At 66.3% G+C, this 16557-nt stretch carries 17 protein-coding genes; 2 read left to right on the top strand and 15 right to left on the bottom strand.

From position 1 onward, the window contains the following. Positions 1–407: 407 nt before the first annotated feature. The 5 genes from N5079_RS30235 to N5079_RS30215 form a co-directional block, all read right to left on the bottom strand. Positions 408–1763 carry an MFS transporter gene (locus tag N5079_RS30235; RefSeq protein ID WP_261587571.1) on the bottom strand — a complete coding sequence of 452 codons (1356 nt, stop codon included), beginning with the start codon at positions 1761–1763 and terminating at the stop codon, positions 408–410. Next, a complete protein-coding gene (locus tag N5079_RS30230) occupies positions 1739–2788 on the bottom strand; it encodes a PLP-dependent cysteine synthase family protein (RefSeq protein WP_261587570.1) in 1050 nt (349 codons plus the stop codon). Before N5079_RS30230 ends, N5079_RS30235 begins: the two co-directional genes overlap by 25 nt. Positions 2789–4044: 1256 nt before the next feature. After that, positions 4045–4635 carry a dihydrofolate reductase family protein gene (locus N5079_RS30225; protein WP_261587569.1) on the bottom strand — a complete coding sequence of 197 codons (591 nt, stop codon included), beginning with the start codon at positions 4633–4635 and terminating at the stop codon, positions 4045–4047. A gap of 737 nt (positions 4636–5372) precedes the next feature. Further along, positions 5373–6200, bottom strand: coding sequence for an alpha/beta fold hydrolase (locus N5079_RS30220; protein ID WP_261587568.1), 828 nt, complete (start codon positions 6198–6200; stop codon positions 5373–5375). Positions 6201–6234: 34 nt separating this feature from the next. Then, positions 6235–7434, bottom strand: a complete 1200-nt coding sequence (locus N5079_RS30215; protein ID WP_261587567.1) for a CehA/McbA family metallohydrolase — start codon at positions 7432–7434, stop codon at positions 6235–6237. 683 nt (positions 7435–8117) lie between these two features. Between N5079_RS30215 and N5079_RS30210 the strand changes: the two genes are divergently transcribed. Then, on the top strand, positions 8118–8489 hold the full coding sequence (locus tag N5079_RS30210; protein WP_261587566.1) for a hypothetical protein: 372 nt from the start codon (positions 8118–8120) through the stop codon (positions 8487–8489). Here N5079_RS30210 and N5079_RS30205 read toward each other — a convergent pair. From N5079_RS30205 to N5079_RS30195, 3 genes are read right to left on the bottom strand one after another with little or no spacing between them, the layout of a single operon-like run. Further along, the gene (locus N5079_RS30205; protein WP_261587565.1) at positions 8486–9919 is read right to left on the bottom strand and encodes a sensor histidine kinase; all 1434 of its coding nucleotides are present in this window, start codon (positions 9917–9919) and stop codon (positions 8486–8488) included. The two genes, N5079_RS30210 and N5079_RS30205, sit on opposite strands and share 4 nt — an antisense overlap. Continuing rightward, the gene (locus tag N5079_RS30200) at positions 9916–10608 is read right to left on the bottom strand and encodes a response regulator transcription factor (protein WP_261587564.1); all 693 of its coding nucleotides are present in this window, start codon (positions 10606–10608) and stop codon (positions 9916–9918) included. Before N5079_RS30200 ends, N5079_RS30205 begins: the two co-directional genes overlap by 4 nt. A 60-nt stretch (positions 10609–10668) precedes the next feature. After that, positions 10669–11193 carry a hypothetical protein gene (locus N5079_RS30195; protein WP_261587563.1) on the bottom strand — a complete coding sequence of 175 codons (525 nt, stop codon included), beginning with the start codon at positions 11191–11193 and terminating at the stop codon, positions 10669–10671. Between the two features lie 47 nt (positions 11194–11240). On the opposite strand from N5079_RS30195, the gene N5079_RS30190 reads away from it, so the two are divergent. Next, positions 11241–11540 (top strand): hypothetical protein, encoded by a 300-nt coding sequence (locus tag N5079_RS30190; protein ID WP_261587562.1) that lies wholly within the window; start codon positions 11241–11243, stop codon positions 11538–11540. A 364-nt stretch (positions 11541–11904) separates the two neighbouring features. Here the strand turns inward: N5079_RS30190 and N5079_RS30185 are convergent, their stop codons facing one another. The 7 genes from N5079_RS30185 to N5079_RS30155 form a co-directional block, all read right to left on the bottom strand. After that, complete coding sequence (locus tag N5079_RS30185) at positions 11905–12630, bottom strand: alpha/beta fold hydrolase (RefSeq protein WP_261587561.1); 726 nt, start codon at positions 12628–12630, stop codon at positions 11905–11907. Between the two features lie 98 nt (positions 12631–12728). Next, entirely contained in the window at positions 12729–13571 is an 843-nt protein-coding gene (locus N5079_RS30180) for an alpha/beta fold hydrolase (RefSeq protein WP_261587560.1), read from the bottom strand. A gap of 349 nt (positions 13572–13920) precedes the next feature. Next, a complete protein-coding gene (locus N5079_RS30175; RefSeq protein ID WP_261587559.1) occupies positions 13921–14187 on the bottom strand; it encodes a hypothetical protein in 267 nt (88 codons plus the stop codon). Next, positions 14178–14372: a hypothetical protein gene (locus tag N5079_RS30170; RefSeq protein WP_261587558.1), complete on the bottom strand. Its 195-nt coding sequence runs from the start codon at positions 14370–14372 to the stop codon at positions 14178–14180. Before N5079_RS30170 ends, N5079_RS30175 begins: the two co-directional genes overlap by 10 nt. Before the next feature lie 21 nt (positions 14373–14393). Further along, positions 14394–14888 carry a GNAT family N-acetyltransferase gene (locus N5079_RS30165; RefSeq protein ID WP_261587557.1) on the bottom strand — a complete coding sequence of 165 codons (495 nt, stop codon included), beginning with the start codon at positions 14886–14888 and terminating at the stop codon, positions 14394–14396. Positions 14889–15073: 185 nt separating this feature from the next. Then, entirely contained in the window at positions 15074–15619 is a 546-nt protein-coding gene (locus N5079_RS30160; RefSeq protein WP_261587556.1) for a dihydrofolate reductase family protein, read from the bottom strand. 188 nt (positions 15620–15807) lie between these two features. Next, positions 15808–16425, bottom strand: a complete 618-nt coding sequence (locus N5079_RS30155) for a helix-turn-helix domain-containing protein (protein ID WP_261587555.1) — start codon at positions 16423–16425, stop codon at positions 15808–15810. Between the last annotated feature and the right edge of the window lie 132 nt (positions 16426–16557).

Below are 16557 nucleotides of genomic sequence, written 5' to 3'. Positions count from 1 at the left end.
GGGGCCCGGCCTCGTTCGGCTCCGCCGCAGGAGTGACCGGCGCGGATGGCGTAGTGACAACCTCCGATGCCGCACTGGTCGTGGGTGTGGGGGTGGCAGCGGTAGGCGTCGCAGGCGCGGCGACGCGGAACGGCACTTCGCCGATGATCGGGTGCCCATCGGATTTAGACGACCCGATACGCAATTGTGTGCGTGAAGGGACATCGACGCTCCTTGATGAACAGATGAGAGGCCATCCCCGGTGCGGCACAGGGCGTCATCAGTGCTCGTCCGGTCGGCAGGGAAGGTTTCTGGCGCCGGGACCGCCCGCGCTTCCTACGGTTGGCGGCGCAGAGGCCAGCGTGCGGCCGGTCGGCTGAGGCCGACCGGCCACGTGAGGAATCCAACCCGATGAGGCGACCAACTTCTTACCTCGGCCTGTCCCCTGCTGCCCGTGCACCCAGAGGGGTTGTTAGTCCGGCAATTCCATCCGACTTTGCCGCTGATGTGTCCGGGCGCGGTTCTTCAGGTTTCGGCTGCGATGCGGTGAGGGCTTCGGAAGGCAGGGCATCCGTGGCGTGGCCGCCTCGAGTGAGGAAATGGACGGCGATCGCACCCGATGTGCCCGCCGCCGCCAGCAACAGCCACGGTGCCGGTCGTACGGAGGAACCGAGGAGGGTTCCGATGAGCACGTTGCCGAGAGTGATGCCGATGCCGGCCACGGTGTTGTAAAGCCCGTAATGCGTGGCGACGAGCCGTTCCCGGGCCAGCAGCACCACGGTGTCCATCTCGAACGGATACGTGAGCGCACTGCCGAGCGCCAACATCACAGTGCAGGTGAGCACTGCCGTCAAGCGCATGCCGTCGCAGCACCCGGTCCCGGTCCAGGAAGTGATCGCCAGCGGCAGGAAGGCCAGCGCCATGAGCGCGAGCCCGCGGGTGATTGCCTGGCCGCTGCTCCAGCGTGTGCGAGCCCAAACCGTGATGCGGAGCTGTCCGCCGATCGCGACGACGGCCGACACCACGAACAAGGCGCTGACCCCGCCCGTACTGCCCAGGTGGAGCGGCAACGCGAGGTAGATCTGGAAGGCGAGCACGTAGGAGGTGCTCATGGCCAGGGTGAACAGCAGGAACGGCCGGTTCTTCACCACGATGCGCCATCCGGCCAACAGCCCGGTCGGCCCATCGGTGGTGCTGTGGCAGGACGGCAATGCCAGCAACTGCAGGACGGTCAGCAGAGCGAACACGGCCGCGGCCGCCCAGCACACCAACGGAAAACCGGTCGTCATAAGGGCAACCCCGATCAAGGGGCCCGCCAGGATGCCCGCCTGGTAGAAGACGTTGAACAGGGCGAACCCCTCCACCCGGCGATCTTTGGCGTCATGGGCAAGATACGCGCGCACTGCGGGGTTGAACAGCGCACCCGCCAGGCCCGTCATGGCCGAAGCGACCAGCAGCGCGGGCAGGGTGGCGGCGAAGCCGAGCAATGCGAACCCACAGGTACGTAGCAGGCAACCCACAATGATGACCGGCCGATAGCCCAGCCGGTCGGCCAGGGCGCCGCCGAGAAGAAACAGCCCCTGCTGGCTGAGGTTACGCATTGCCAGGACGAGGGCGACGGTCCAGGTCGCCATGCCCAGTCCATGGGCCAGGTGGCCTGCCAGATAGGGCATCAGCATGTAGAAGCCAGTGTTGATGGCGAACTGATTAAGCATGAGAAGCTGGACGCTGCGGTCGAAGGAGCGGAAGCGGTGCCACATCAGCGCATCACCATCCGCGTCCATCCGATCACTTCGGCGTCGCCCGGGTGCTTGATCTCGTCCGGTTCGGGCGCCGGTGGCCGGCCCAGTAGGTTATGTGCGGTGCAGTAGGCGTCGTCGTAGATCGTGGTGTAGTACCGGGCGGGGCCGTCGGGAAAGATTCCCACGATCCGAGTCTTGGCGGGCCACGTCGTCGCCAGCCAGGAGGCGACCAGGCAGACGGCACCGACGCTCCAGCCACCGGCCGCGTAGTGCGTCGCGGCCAACGTACGGCAGGCCCACACCGCCTCATGCGGGGCGACCCAGTGCACCTCGTCGAATTCCTCGTGTGCGATGTTGCGCGGATGGATGCTGCTGCCCAGGCCTCGCATCAGGCGGGGCCGAGCGGGCTGCCCGAAAATCGTCGACCCCACCGCGTCCACCCCGACCAGACGCATCGCAGGGTGATGACGGCGCAGGACTTTGGCCACCCCCGCCGAATGGCCGCCGGTGCCCACACTGCACACGAGCACATCAATGCGGCCGAGTTGCTCGATCAGCTCATGCGCCAATCCGGCGTAGGCCGCAACGTTGTCGGGATTGTCGTACTGCTGCGGCCAGTAGGTTCCGGGATACTGGGCCAGCAGTTCCTGTACCTTGTCCAGCCGGGCCTGTTGCCAGCCCCCGGCCGGGTGTGGCCGATCAACCGTTTCGATACGGGCGCCGTAGGCACACAGAAGGCGATGCACGATCGCCTCCATGCCCGGGTCGGTCACAACCGTGACGGGATGGCCATGAATGATGCCGGCCAGTGCCAGTCCCAGGCCGAAGGTTCCGGAGGTCGACTCAACGATCATCGCTCCCGGCGCAAGTTCGCCCCGCGCCCGGGCTCTCCGCACAATGTGCAGGGCGGGCCGGTCTTTGAGCCCACCGGGGTTGACGCGTTCCAGTTTGGCCCAGAAGCCCCGCCCTACAGACGTGAAGGGCTCGGAGATCCAGCAGACGGGGGTGTTGCCCACCAGCTGAGCAAGGGAGAGCCTGGATGTCGAAACAGCATTAGTCGTGGACATGAGTAGGTCACGCTCTCTCCGGCGCGCCGCGCCGGGGTCCTGAAGGAATGGATACAGGGATGCGAAGCCGGACCTCGATGGGAGGTCAGGTATGGCTTGAGACCTTCAGGGCCGATTGACTTCGAGCGTGTGCGTACACACAGAGCGCGCCCAATGGCCTCGTGGAGGGTCACGCCCCGGATGCGTCAGTGGCAGGCGCGCAGCAACCAGGGGGACGGTGGCCTCGGCGATGACGACCCACGTCGCAGTCGCGGGTGTGACGGCGAGCTGCGGGCATTCCGGCACGGGAAAGGCATCCGGATGAGCGATCTCATCATGAGCATGCGGCATCGAATGATGCTCACACGATTGAGCCGGAACCGAGGACTGCGCGTGATGATGGAGCGTTACGGCATGCGACCACAGGTGAGCGATGGTGACGAGCCCGAGCAGCAAACAAGCCCACACCAGCATGTTTGCCTGGTGTGCGCTTCTGCTCGCACCTCGCCATCGCCCCACGAGTCACTTAATGTATCCGTATAGCCACAAAGGGTGTTTATAGTGATCACGTCTTATGGACCCGTTCTCTGGAGATCATCCAGGGCTCACATCTCCGCTGCTGGCACGCCGCCACCGCTCCCACCTAAGTCCGGACGGCCACCCTCGCCCTTGTCGCGATGGCCAGCGATACGACACTCACCACAACCAGCAACATCCGCGGAAGGGCTCCACCCCGCCGGCCATGCCAGCTATCAGAGCGACCAGCAGGACACTGCCCCGCCGACGTCCGTCTGGGTCCCTCGCCTGGGGTTCAGATCCGCGGCGAACATCCGGGTCGAACGCCCAAAGCTCCCACCAGTCCATGTTGTATCGCCAAGGTCGGCTGCCGTCTCCGCGTCATAGAAGGGCCTGCACCTTCCCTGTTCCATTGCTCGCGTCAACTAAGCTCACCGGCGAGTCCAACCTTCTTGACGAGACGAACCCGTCAGGGACGGCTGTGCGGGCAGGGCAACCACTTCGTGTGGAAGGTGACCGGCTCATGTACACGCAAAGCCGTCCTTGACAGAACCCGCCTGCAGTCCCGGAGAAGGCAGCTAGCGGGGGAAGGGGGAGCAGCGGCACACGGGTGAGCGCGTGTCCGCCCGTGGTTCCCTCTCGATCACCGGGCCGTTAGTGGTGCCGGGCCATTAAGAGCGGTACAGCCGGTCGCCTCCTCGGTGATTGGATGTCAACAGTCACAGACGGGCTTGCCCTCCGTCGCCGGCATCGACCACTGCTCACGAAATCGCGGACCGTGCAACCCGAAACGTCAGGTGGGTGGCGGCCGGCGACTCGACCACCCTCGTCTGCTCCAGCTCGACACGGCCTCCGTCGAAGAGTCGAGTGCCCGCGCCGAGAAGCATCGGCACCAGGTGGATGCGCACCTCGTCGACGAGCCCGGCCCTGAGATACTGCCGGGCAACCTCCGCCCCGCCCATCACGACGACGTCCTTGTTACCCGCTGCCGCCCTGGCCTGCTTGAGGGCGCTTTCGACGCCGTCGGTGACGAAGGTGAAGGTTGTGGGGCCCTTGACCAGCTTCTCCCGGGTCCGGCTGGTGAGAACGAAGCACGGCATGCCGAAGGCGCCGTCGTCTCCCCACGGGCCTTCACCCACGTCGAAGGTCCGTCTGCCGAGGATGAACGCTCCCGTCTCCGCGAACATCTCAGCGGAGATCTCGCGGTCGATCTCGCTTACCGGGTTGCCACCAAGGCCGAGCCAGCCGTGCAGACGCTCACCGTCCTCACCCAGGGGTTGGTCGACGTCGACATTCGGCGCCGCGGTGAAGCCGTCCAGCGACATGGTCATTTCCAGGAGTACTCTTCCCATGCGTCCTCCTCGATTGCGTCAGCGGATTCGATGATGTCAGTGAGCTACGACAAGTTGAGAACAATCGCCGATCTGGGGCCTCGTTCCTCGCAGGGCACCGTAGATCGCCGTGCAATTAGCCAGGGTGACGAGGGGGCAATCACGGTCACTCATGACCCGCCTCAACCGCAGGTCAGCCGCCCTACACCGAGTGATCGATGCAATTCCCAAGCTGACAGCGCGGGTTCGATTCCCGTCACCCGCTCTAACCTCAAAGGCCCAGGTCAGGACAAGAATCCCGACCCGGGGCCTTGATCTTTTGTAGGACTCTTCGATCATCGCGGGCCATTAGCGGGCCATTACGACTGCGCGAATGAGGTGGGGGCGTGTTTGTCTGGGCGGTCCGGCCGGTGACTTTTACCGCATAGCGCAGCGGTCGGAGACGAGGCCGGCGACGGCGCGGCGGTGGGGGCGTAGTTCTCGCGACGGCCGATCCAACGCTGCTGGGTTCTCCACTGCTTGGGTTCGGCGATGGCGTGCTCGACGCAGATCCGCTGTGAGGACTGGGCCCTTGCGCGCAGCCTCCTACGCCGTGATCTCCTCGGGTGTTGCATCCACGGGCCAGTCCCTGATAGCCGGAGTCAATGAACACGTCCGTCAACGTGTGCAACCCGACGTCCGGGCGACCAGGTACAGCGAATCCTCGCTGCTCCAGCAACGGCCGGATCTCATGGACAGCCCGGGTGACGGTCGAGTTGTTAGCTGTTGAGGAATCCCTCGACTGCCTCGGCGAAGGTTTTCGGAGCGGTGACCCAAGGGTAGTGAGCCCCAGGCAGCACGATGCTGGTCCCGCGCGGGAAGATCCCGGCTAGCTCGGCCGCGTGCGCGGGCAATGGTCCTGGATCCTGCTCTCCCGCGATCACCAAGACCGGCGTGGTGACCTTCGCTAGGCTCGCTCGGGTCTTCTCGGCAGCGGGCATGTTGGTGTGGAAGCGCTTCGCCGCCTCGACCGAGCGTTCGGCAAACCGTGTGGCGTGCGCTTCGGCGGTCTCGTTCCAAGGACTGTAGAAGAATGGCTGGGCCCTCAGGCGCCGGCTCTCATCGCCCGCGTCCCACGCCTTGAGGTCTGGCAGTCTGCTCTCGTACCAGCTCTCATCAGCTCGGCGCTCGATCTGGGCGTACCACTGCTCATCGGTTATCTCGATCCCCACCGGGTGCACGCTCGGTGTGACCAAAACCAGGTGCCCTATCCGTTCGGGATACCGGGCCGCATACAGCAACGCCAGCCCTCCAGCCGCCGAATGCCCGAGCAAGTCCATCCGCTCGAACCCCAGACGCACACGCAGCGCCTCGACATCCGCGACCATGCGGTCCATCGCATACGTGTCTGGATCAAGTGGCGCCGCAGATTCGCCGGTTCCTCGATTGTCCAGCAAGAAGAGCCGACGCTGAGTCGCTAGACCGCCGAGATCTCCCAAGTATCGCGAGGACCGCCCCGGGCCGCCCGGCAAGCAGACCAGCGCCGGCCCTTCTCCCCGCTCATGACAGACGAGCACGGTCCCGTCATATGAAGTAAAACTGACCATCCCTCCATCCTCGCATCGCAGCCCCCAAGAGCCGTCACGCCACGATCTCGATCTCCAGCCAGAGCCAACCGGATAACCGCCTGCGCGCCTCGCTACTATCGCGCACCAACTCGTTAGCTCTGTGGTTACCCTCATCGGCCTCGCCGGCGTCCCGCGCTTGGAGCTGCTTGTCGATCGCGTCGGCGATCGCGTCGGTGATCGCTTCGGTGATCGCCCTGTCGGCGCCGCGTACGGCGTGCTGATAGATCATCGCTGCTCGGACGTTGTCGTGCTCCATCCGCGCCATGAGGTCCTTGAGCCCGGCTCCCGAACCGCCGCAGTCATGTTTCACCGTGACAGAGATCATGGAAGTGCAGCCCCGGAACGCCGACCGCCCAGCAGGGCGCATTGGGGCAGCGATCAGCGCGCCGGCATCGCAGATTTCAGGCCAGGATGATGGGGTTGGTGAGCGCCGCCATGTGACCTCTGGGATGGGGTACCTCGACGCGGACGAACGCCGATTCCTCCGCGTTGGTGCGCCACTCCAAGACACCTGATCCATCGCTGGGCAACGATTCGCGGTGCACCTTACCCGAACGGTGTGAAAGTTGACAGTGCCGGATGGCACACCACGCACGTCCACCCGTACCACTGCCGATCCACTGCAGGTCTCCAGCCGCTCCCCGATGTCGGCACTGCGATCACCAGCAGAGATCTTGAGCGATAGCTCAATCGTGGCCGATTCGGCGATCCAGGTGTGGCCGGCACGAATGCCGGCGAGGGCTGCGTCACTACTCAGCTCCTCGGCTAGCACGACGGTGTGCGGCGTGCCGATCTGGCCCTCCAGGTGGGTGTCGCTGTTGCCCATCGCCGGCCGCCACTGTCCACTGTGGATGTCGCAGGCCAGGCTGCGACCCCATTCCGCCAGCGCCGCCTCATTGTCTGCGTTCCACGGCTCGCTGGAGGTCCACAGCCCGTTCCACACCTCCACTACGTCAAACCCCTGGTATGGGTACATGAAGACGCCAGAGGGGTACGGCGCGTGCGGGTGGGCCGCTACGCATAGCCCACCGGCTTGATGTACCTGATCCAGATGCTGATCTATCACGTCGTCGCGTACGCGATACCGCCAGTCGACCACCTGTCCCGGATGGATGCCAAGCGCCAGCCAGTGCCCGGTCTGGCTGGTGACCTCTTGGCCAAGGATCACTAGCAAATCGTCGCTGGCGAGCGAAACCCCAGGCGCCGTTCGCATCGGCGGTGTTGTGCTCGGTGGTCGCGATGAAGTCAAGCCCCCGCCGCACGGGCACCGGTCGCAAGCTGCTCCGGCGTCAGCTCTCCGTCGGTCGAGTAAACCGAATGCACATGGCAGTCACCTCGGTACCAGCCACGCCCTGGACCAGCTACCCGCCTCGGCGGGAACTGCGACTCCGAGACCTGCTCCGCCATTCCATGATCCGTAGCCACCCGGGAGCGTACTCACTCCTGACTCCGAGCGACGATCTACAAGATCCGGCTGGAATGGACCAGGAAGGCCCGTCGATCTCGATCATGAGGGTCACTCTGCCTCCGGCTTTCATGCGCTACAACGGGGTGCTGCAAGTCGTGGGCGGCGACTGGCGTGATCACGATGAGGAAGAGGCCAGGGCCTTGTCGCGTGCCAGATGCGTGCCAGAACAGGTTGGCGGCCGGGGTCATTCATGGATACTCACGGTCACTCGACCGGCCTGATCTGCATCCCTGATTTCCCAGGTCAGAGGACCAAGATCAGTAGATGGTTCCCAAGCTGACAGCGCGGGTTCGATTCCCGTCGCCCGCTCCACGCTTGCACGGCCCCCGACCTGGCCTTTCCTTGATCGAATTGTGGGGCAGGCCTCGTTCTCTGGGTGCACCTGTGGGTGCACGTTGGTGCGCTGCCAGGCGTCAGGAATCGCGGCTGTGGAAACGCGGCCGGACATGGCGTCCATCGAGGTGTGCGTCCGCAAGAGCGGCGCCCCAAGCTACCGGATCTGGTGGCGGCTCGGCGGCGGCCGGCACGGCCGCCCGCAGTCGCGGACCTTCCATGCCTACGGCGAAGCGATCGCCTTCAAGCACGCGGTCGAGGCTTCCGCCCACCAGTGGCCGGAACCCGTCCCTGCGACGGAGACACCGCGCACGCCACTGTTCGCCGACTACGCGCTGGCCTTCATCGCGAGCAAGTCCGGAATCGCGGAGCGCACCCGCCACGACTATGAGCGCGGGCTGCGCAACACGTGCGTAGTTGTCCGTGCTGGCGGCGTTCCGGCTATCGGAGTACGCGGAAGATCTTAGAGTTTCTGGTGCGCCGACAACCAGGACAAGCCGTCGCTGGGGCCGTCCGGACGCCAGGAGATGGGAAGTTGGACCACTACCGACAAACCCGTTCCTGGGCGGGACTTGGACTGGGGTTCGATCTCCACCTTGCCACCGTGCAGGACGACCTGCTGGTGGATCAAGGTCAGGCCCAGGCCCGATCCAGGGCTGCCGGCCCGGCGGCTGAAGCGGTTGAAGGCCTCCTGGTGGAGCTCCAAGGGCATGCCGGGGCCGTCGTCGGCCACTTGCAGGAGGGCGAAGGTGCCCTCCACCTTCACCGTCAGGTCGATGCGGACGGTGCCCAGCCGGCCCACACCGTGGACGGCCGCGTTGTCCAGGAGGTTGTCGACGATCACGCGCAGGCCCTCGGCCCAGCCGCGGACGATCGCCTGGTCGGGGAGGTGGGCGACGATCCGCGCGTGGGGGTGGCGGCGGGTGGCCTCGTGTACGGCCACTCCGCTCAGGCCCGCCAGGTCGACCTCCTTCAGGGAGTCGGGTTCCATCAGTTCGCCCCTGGCCAGCTGCCTCAGCATCGTGATCAGGCGTTCCACGCGGGCCTGTTCGCTGGCCAGGTCGCGGATGACCTCCCCGCGGTCCTCCGGCGGCAGGTTGGGATAGCTCAGCAGGGCAATGTTGGCACCCATGCTCGTCAACGGGGTGCGCAGTTCGTGGGCGGCGGTCGCGGCGAAGGCGCGGGCCGTTTCCAGGGCCTCGGCGGTGCGGTGGACGGCCTCGTCGCGGCGGTCCAGGATGCCGTTCACCAGGCCCGCCAGCTCGTCGATCTCCGGCACACGCGAGTCGCGGGTCAGGCGACCTTCCCCAGCACGTACGTCCACGGCCGCCGCGTCCTTCGTCAGACGCATAAGCGGGCGCAGCGCGAAACGGCCGAGGGCCAGGCCCGTCGTCGCGCCGACCGCCAGGGCGATCAGCGTCACGATCAGGTGCTGGCGGTAGAGGCGGGAGATCTGGCCGGTCAGTGGGGCCTCCTGCTCGAAGACCCAGAGGCGCCCCCATCTGCCGTTGACCCCCAGGGCGGTGCTCGCGTAGCGCCAGGCGCCGTCCGGCGAGGTCGCGGGGCCGGGCGCCGGCGTGGGCAGGGACGCCGGGACGGTGCCCGTGATCAGCGGGTCGCCCTCGGCAGGGGCCACGTAGACGCCCTCCGTCGTCTGGCCGGTGGCCGTCGACGTGACGCGCATCCTCGCCGCGCGGCTCGTGCCCGCGGGGGCGGCCTCGCGCCGGGCATACGTCAGGGCGAGGGATTTGAGGGACTGCATGCGCTGGGCCAGCCGCAGGTCGCGTTCGGCGTACAGGTCGTTGATCGACAGGCGGATGATCAGCAGGCCCGACAGGCCGACGAGCAGCGGGACCATGACGGCCAGGTACAAAGCGAACCGGGTCGACAGCCTCATGACGGACGGCCCCGCAAGACGTAGCCCACTCCCCTGACTGTCTCCAGCCTGCGCGGCTCGCCGGCGGCCTCCAGTTTGCGACGCAGGTAGCCGACGAACGTCTCGACCGCGTTGTGGGTGACCGCGAAGTCGTAGCCCCAGACACGTTCAAGTAGGACCTCGCGCGACAGGACGATGCCGGCGTTCCTGACCAGCACCTCGAGCAGATCGAACTCGCGCCTGGTCAGAGCCAGCGGCCTGCCGCCGAGGACGGCGTCGCGGCCGGCCGTGTCCAGGACCAGGTCGCCGACACGGACGGCCGAGCCGGGGGCTCCCGCGGTCGTGGCACCGGACCTGCGCAGCAGAGCCCGCAGCCGGAGCCCCAGTTCGGTCAGGTCGAAGGGCTTGACCATGTAGTCGTCGGCCCCGGCCGTCAGACCGGCCACACGGTCGGCCACCTCGTCCAGTGCCGACAACATCAGGATCGGCACCTCGGAACCGCGACGGCGCAGTTCGGCGCACACCTCGATGCCCGACATGCCGGACATCGAGACGTCCAGGACGATGGCGTCGACCCGATCGGCGATCTCCAGTGCGGCATGGCCACTGTCGGCGGCCTCCACGGCGAAACCCTCCAGGGTGAGCCCGCGCCGCAGCACCCGCAGGATGGCCGGGTCGTCGTCCACCACCAGAATCCGGTGTGCGCCCATCTGCTTCCTCCTCCGGCCGTGGCCCGACATCGTACGGGGATCACGGCCGGAGCCGGCATATTAGGCCTTACGGTGCACCGTGAACGGGATTGAGGCCGGGTGCTGGCGGTGCTTGCCCAGGTAGACCTTGCCCGTCGGCTGCGCGTTGCCGTTGATCTTCAGGTCGGAGACCGTGAGGCTGTCGGCGCAGGAGGTCTTGAAGTCGAAGCCGTCGATCAGGCCGTGGTTCACCAGCGCGAAGGTGATCGTGAGCTTGTCGGCCGACAGTGCGATCTTGTCCTGCTTCTCCAGCTTGACCCACTGGAAGCCGACAATCGGGGTATTCGAGGTGATCGTGCCCGAGTAGGACTGGGCCTTGCTGTGCTTCTGGGTGACGCGCAGGTGGAAGCCGTAGCTGTCGTGCCAGAAGTAGTCGCCGCTGCGGGAGCCGGGACCGAGGCCGGTCGGTCTGCCCTGAACCTCGCCGATCCAGGCGGCCTTTTCACAGGTGCCGCTGGTCGTGGCGGAGGCGGGAGAGGCACTGATCAGCGTCGCGCCGATCAGAGTCGCGCCCAGGACAGCGGGGATGAGGGTGCGTCGCCGCATGGGTGAACCCTTTCGTGTGAGCGAACGTGGCCCGCAGGACGATAGGGATGCTTCTTGGCAAGAACCTGAGATTCCGGCGGATCTCATCTGAGGCCGCCCGGAAGGCCCTCGACCGCACAGATCGGTTGACCGCATGGCTTCGATGGACGACAACGTCGGGCAAGAGCTCGGTGAATTCCGTCGGCGTTGACGACGCTGCCGCGCACCCACGAGCACCCGAGGCAGGCCGGCCCGACATCCCGATGCGGACCCAGACGTTCGGTGCCGGCGGATCAGGCATGGCTACCCACCTGATCGTCGAGTGCCGGCGTCTGGTGGAGATCATTCAAGTTGCTTGGTACGGCTGAGGGCCGCAGAAGACAGACATGCCCGTTGCGTGCCCGTTCGCTCGGCGATCAGCGGGACCCAGGGGGAGTTACGGTGACTCGACCGCCGTAGGCCCAGGAGAGTGTTTCCCGAGCTCGCATAACGCGATCTCGCAAGTCTTCCCAAGCTGATCGGGCTTAATTCCCGTCACCCCGCTCCACACGAAAGGCCCAGGTCAGCGACATGCTCCCGACCTGGGCCTTGATTGTTGAAGACTCGTCGATCTTTCGGCCCCCCGCTACGTGCCCGATCCTTTCGGATCTCGCTCAGTCAGGGCTCGCCGGTGAGCTTCCCCAAGGTGTTATCGCGCCGCCCAGCGTAATCAGCATGAGTTCGCGCTGAGCGTCACTGCACGTGCTTGACGGCCTTGAGGATGATCTCGGCGATCGTGTCGGGATGGGAAACCGGGACAGCGTGCGAGGCTCCCGGGACCTCCACAGTTTCCCTGGACCCGGCCCGCTCGGCCATGAAGCGCTGCGCCTGCGGCGGGATGTTGTAGTCCAGTTCGGGGATGACGAACCAGGACGGGATAGACGTCCACGCCGGCCGGCCCGAGCCCTCGTTGAGCGCGGTGTCGTTGAGCGGCCGCTGGGTGACGGCGTCCAGGGCGGCCTGCTCGGGGGCGACGTCGGCGGCGAACTGCTGGTGGTACTTGTCCTGGCGGATGTACAGGTCGGTGGTGCCGTCGGGCAGCGCCACGGTGGTGAGCGTGTCGCCGAGCGTGGAGCCGGGGTAGCGGCCGGACAGCTCGCCGATGCTCTCCCCCTCCTCGGGGGCGAAGGCGGCGACGAACACCAGGGCTTTGACCTGGTCGTTGTCCAGGGCGGCGTTGGATATGACGGCGCCGCCGTAAGAGTGGCCGACTAGGACGATGGGCCCTTCCAGGCTGGCGAGGATGGCCGACACGAAGGCGGCGTCGCCGGAGAGGCTGCGGATGGGGTTGGCGGCGGCGATGGCCGGGATGCCGGCGGCGTGCAGGCGGCGTATGACGCCGTTCCAGCTCGCGGACTCGGCGAACGCGCCGTGGACCAGGACGACGGTCGGCTCTGCGGTACCGGGTACGGGGGTCATGGTTTCCCTCCAGAGGGTCAGGCGGACAGTGCGGTGTGAATGAATGCGAGGGCCTGGGTGACGGAGGCCCCGGCGGCGTGGGCGCCTCGCCGGGCGCCTTACTTCGCGGTGGCCTTCGCGGCCTGCTCGATAAGGCGGGTCACGGCGTCCGGGCGCGAGACGGGGACGGCGTGGGACGCCTTGACCTCAACGGTGTGGGAGTGCGCGCGCTTGGCCATGAAGCGCTGCGCCTCGGGCGGGATGTTCAGGTCCTGCAAGGCGATCAGCGTCCAGGAGGGGATGGTCTTCCAGGCGGCCCCGGTGGCCTTCTCCTCCAGCGCCGCGGCGGCGATGGGACGCTGGCCGGCGGCCGCGACGGCAGCGACGGACGCCGGGACGTCGGCGGCGAACTGCTGGCGATACTTGTCCTGCTTGATGTACAGGTCGGTGCCGGTCTCACCATCGGGAAGGCTGTAGGGCACAGGGTCGATCGTGGAAGCCAGAGTGCTGCCCGGGAATTTCCCCGTAAGCTCCGTCGCGCTCTCGCCGACTTCGGGAATGAATGCGGCGATGTAGACAAGCGCCTTGACCTTCGGGTTCCGGTCGGCGGCCTTGCTGATGACGGAGCCGCCGTAGGAGTGGCCGGCGAGCACGACGGGGCCCTGGACGTGGTCCACGATGCTACGCAGGTAGGCGGCGTCGCCTTCGGGGCCGCGCAGCGGGTTGGCCGCGGCGACGACCCGATAGCCATCGCGCCGTAGACGCTCGATCACGCCATTCCAGCTCGAGGTGTCGGCGAAGGCGCCATGTTCCAGCACGATCGTGGGCTTGCCATCGGACCGAGGCTGCGCGGCCTGGGCGGCACCCGTGGGAAGCGTGGCGGCCAGCACGGCGGCGGCGGCCAGGGCGCCGATACGGGCGGTGCGAGTGCGGAAGGGGCGGGCCGAGGACTTCCCGTTCATGGTGACTCTCCTTAGGAGGCGAGCGACTCGAGGAGCCGGCTCGGGGGGCTCGGGGGTGGCTCCCGAGGACTACGACAGGAACACTAGCGACAAAGTTAATTGTGTGCAAGGTAAACGTGGATGGTTGAATTTGGCGCGATGTAACAGATGGGACGTGCGGCCTGTTCCGCGGCGGTCCCGCCTCTACCCGGAGCGGGCGCCATCACTCCGTGGCGCGACTGTGAGAGGTGACGATGACGGTCAGGCGTCGCAGCGTGAACAGGGTTCGCTGGAATTCCTCCGGCTCCAACTTCATCGGGTCGACGATCACCGCGGGCCGGGGCCGTGCCACCGCAGCGCGGCGGTGGCATCACTGGCCCAGTGCGGACTTCTGGGTTCGGTAGCGCTTGAGCAGTAACGGTCGGATCCACCGGACGGGCGCGGGGAAGTTGCTCATCAGGCGTTCGGCTCCGGGCGCGGGAACCGGGTCGTGGAGCAACCCCATGACCAGATCCGGCCCGGATCGGGGGGCTCCGGCGACGATGGCCGCCCGCAGGCGCAGGAGCTCGGCATCGGGCACCTGCGGAAAGAGCTCCCGCAGGACCGGTTCCCCGCTGTCGAGGTGCTTCAGCAGCACCTCACCCAACCTGGCCGCCGCTTGCGCCCCTTCCCGCGCGGCAGCTCCCCCGTCGAGCGCTCAACGGAGGCCGCCCGTACCCGCACGGTCGCGGCGTAAGCGGCGGCGCTCCGCGCCGCCTCGCGGCCCTTCGCCCGCTCGAGCCGCCAATCCCACTCGGCCACGTAGTAGTCGAACACAGCCACCGACCACAGTGCCGCGCAGGATTACCGATCCGCAATCCTCTGGGCCATGACGTACTTACGTACGTTGGGATCGGTCGGGTGGACCTCGTATTGCCCCGTAGCCTCGAACCCGATCCGTCGGTATAAGCGCTCAGCCGGATCATTACCGGCGATGACCCACAGCTCCACCACAGAGCTCCCACTTTCCTGCGCCCAGGTCACCACGTCATGTGCGAGCCGCTCGGCTACCCTGGCCCCGCGAAGGTGGGGGTGTACCCACATACCAAACAGCTCTACCGCCCCGGAACGCTTGGCATCCACTCGTCCTGCTGCTACCCCTACGGGTGCGCCTTCCTGGAACGCGACGGCCTTGACACCGTCCTCAGTCCACACGCGCCACTGTTCTTCGCTGTATGCCTTTTCCTCGTGAACGTCGCCATGGAAGATGCCCGGCGAATCAGCAAGCGCGGCCAGGCGGACTTCACGCCAGATCTTCCAGTCCTCACCGGTGAGACGGCATACGACAACGGACTTCATGCGCCGATTCTCCTCCACGACTTTCAAGGGCTGGGACCCGAGTCCTCTCACGTCCGAACCGACGTCAGGCGAGAAACCGGGCCAAGTCATCACGGAGCTAGCAGAACCTATGTGGCCGCCATGGTTCAGGAGTTCGTAGACCATGGCGGCGTGCCACCGTCCGGCGGACCGGGTGCGGGCATAGGTCAGCGGGCGTCCGGAACGTAGGTCAAATTGAGCACGCCGCTCTGGAAAGTTTCGGACTTGACCAGCTTCAGCGGGTGGGTCGGGGTGTCCTCGAACAGCCGCCGGCCATGCCCGACGGCGATCGGGTGAACGAGCAGCTTCAGCTCGTCGAGCAGCCCGTCCGCGAGAAGCCACCGCACGGTCGTCGCGGAGCCGGACATCTGGATGTCGCCGTCGGTCTGCTCCTTGACCTCGCGTAGCGTGGCCGCGACGTCACCGGAGATGACGGTGGTGTTGTTCCAGTCCGCCTTCTCCAAGGTGTTCGACACAACGTACTTGGGGGTGTTGTTGATGAACTCGGCGAAGTCCTGGTCGGCGTCCGTCGTGGTCCAGTACGCGGACCACTCCTCGTACAGCTTCCGGCCCATCAGGAAGGCCGCCGCGTTTGCCACGCCCGCCTCGACTGCGGCACCCATCTCGTCATCGAAGTACGGGAAGTGCCACTGGTCCGGCGACTCGGTCACGCCATCCAGCGAGATGAAGAAGTTCGCGACGATCCTGCCCATTGCTCTGCTCCTTTGTCATTGGGGTTACGAGGAGTGGTCACAATCACGAGATGAGCAAAGTAGATGACGACCCCGCTTGCGAGGACGACCTTCCCGTTGCCGGCCCGGCGCGCTCCCCGTCATTCCAAGATGCCTGACTCAAGCCTGGCCCGATGGCTGCGACTGGGAGGTTAGGTGGGAACGAGCGCTCAGGTCTTGTACAGAAGCGACAGCGGCTCCGACGGATCCCGATCCATCAGCTGCGTGGCGGTCCGGCCGATATAACGGGTCAGCGACCGCGCCAGGTGCGGTTGGTCGAAGTATCCGAGCCGATGGATCACTTCGTGGGTCGGCATGCCATCCTGGATCAGGACCGCCGCTTGCCTGGCACGATCGATCTGCCGGATGGCACCGCGGGTGAGCCCGGTCGCCGCCACGAAGCGCCGCTGGACGGTGCGCTCGGACACGTCCGGCGACACGCCACGAAGCACCGCGGCCACGATCGGATCACAGACCAGAACGCCCTCACGCAGCATCCGCCGTACGAACGCCTCGGCATTGTCGTAGTCGGGAAGGCGCCAGGCGGAACCCTTCAGCCAGAACGATCTGTGCGTCGCGTCGGGAATCTCCGCGAAGCCGTCGACGAGCCGATCGATCGGAAGGTGTGGCATCGAGGTGCCGAGTGAGAAGCTGATCCCGAAGAACGTGGCGTCTTCGGGAACGGGGGCCGGACTCGCCCTCGACTCCGGCCCTTGAACAGCCACGTTGACCTGACCGCGGTGCTCCCAGAAGACCAGATCCCAATGCGCTGTCGCAATCGACGTCATCCGGCTGACCTCATCGCTGCTGCTCCGCCAGACCCGCTCGATGTACGGCGAATCGGACGATCGACTCTCGACCTCCAAGCCCATCCGACCCATTCCCCCTCACTCCATTGGCCTTATTGGCGTCCTGCCGCG

Source organism: Planotetraspora sp. A-T 1434 (assembly GCF_025420585.1).
Lineage (GTDB): Bacteria > Actinomycetota > Actinomycetes > Streptosporangiales > Streptosporangiaceae > JAOEGB01.
The sequence above is the reverse complement of the archived record's forward strand: the minus strand, read 5'-3'. Positions and strand labels throughout refer to the sequence as shown.

Bases quoted from the DNA above. Each gene is read 5' to 3' on its own strand.
- N5079_RS30235 (WP_261587571.1), bottom strand. From the start codon at position 1,763: ATGGACGCGGATGGTGATGCGCTGATGTGGCACCGCTTCCGCTCCTTC.
- N5079_RS30230 (WP_261587570.1), bottom strand. From the start codon at position 2,788: ATGTCCACGACTAATGCTGTTTCGACATCCAGGCTCTCCCTTGCTCAG.
- N5079_RS30225 (WP_261587569.1), bottom strand. From the start codon at position 4,635: ATGGGAAGAGTACTCCTGGAAATGACCATGTCGCTGGACGGCTTCACC.
- N5079_RS30220 (WP_261587568.1), bottom strand. From the start codon at position 6,200: ATGGTCAGTTTTACTTCATATGACGGGACCGTGCTCGTCTGTCATGAG.
- N5079_RS30215 (WP_261587567.1), bottom strand. From the start codon at position 7,434: ATGCGAACGGCGCCTGGGGTTTCGCTCGCCAGCGACGATTTGCTAGTG.
- N5079_RS30205 (WP_261587565.1), bottom strand. From the start codon at position 9,919: ATGAGGCTGTCGACCCGGTTCGCTTTGTACCTGGCCGTCATGGTCCCG.
- N5079_RS30200 (WP_261587564.1), bottom strand. From the start codon at position 10,608: ATGGGCGCACACCGGATTCTGGTGGTGGACGACGACCCGGCCATCCTG.
- N5079_RS30195 (WP_261587563.1), bottom strand. From the start codon at position 11,193: ATGCGGCGACGCACCCTCATCCCCGCTGTCCTGGGCGCGACTCTGATC.
- N5079_RS30190 (WP_261587562.1), top strand. From the start codon at position 11,241: ATGCTTCTTGGCAAGAACCTGAGATTCCGGCGGATCTCATCTGAGGCC.
- N5079_RS30185 (WP_261587561.1), bottom strand. From the start codon at position 12,630: ATGACCCCCGTACCCGGTACCGCAGAGCCGACCGTCGTCCTGGTCCAC.
- N5079_RS30180 (WP_261587560.1), bottom strand. From the start codon at position 13,571: ATGAACGGGAAGTCCTCGGCCCGCCCCTTCCGCACTCGCACCGCCCGT.
- N5079_RS30165 (WP_261587557.1), bottom strand. From the start codon at position 14,888: ATGAAGTCCGTTGTCGTATGCCGTCTCACCGGTGAGGACTGGAAGATC.
- N5079_RS30160 (WP_261587556.1), bottom strand. From the start codon at position 15,619: ATGGGCAGGATCGTCGCGAACTTCTTCATCTCGCTGGATGGCGTGACC.
- N5079_RS30155 (WP_261587555.1), bottom strand. From the start codon at position 16,425: ATGACGTCGATTGCGACAGCGCATTGGGATCTGGTCTTCTGGGAGCAC.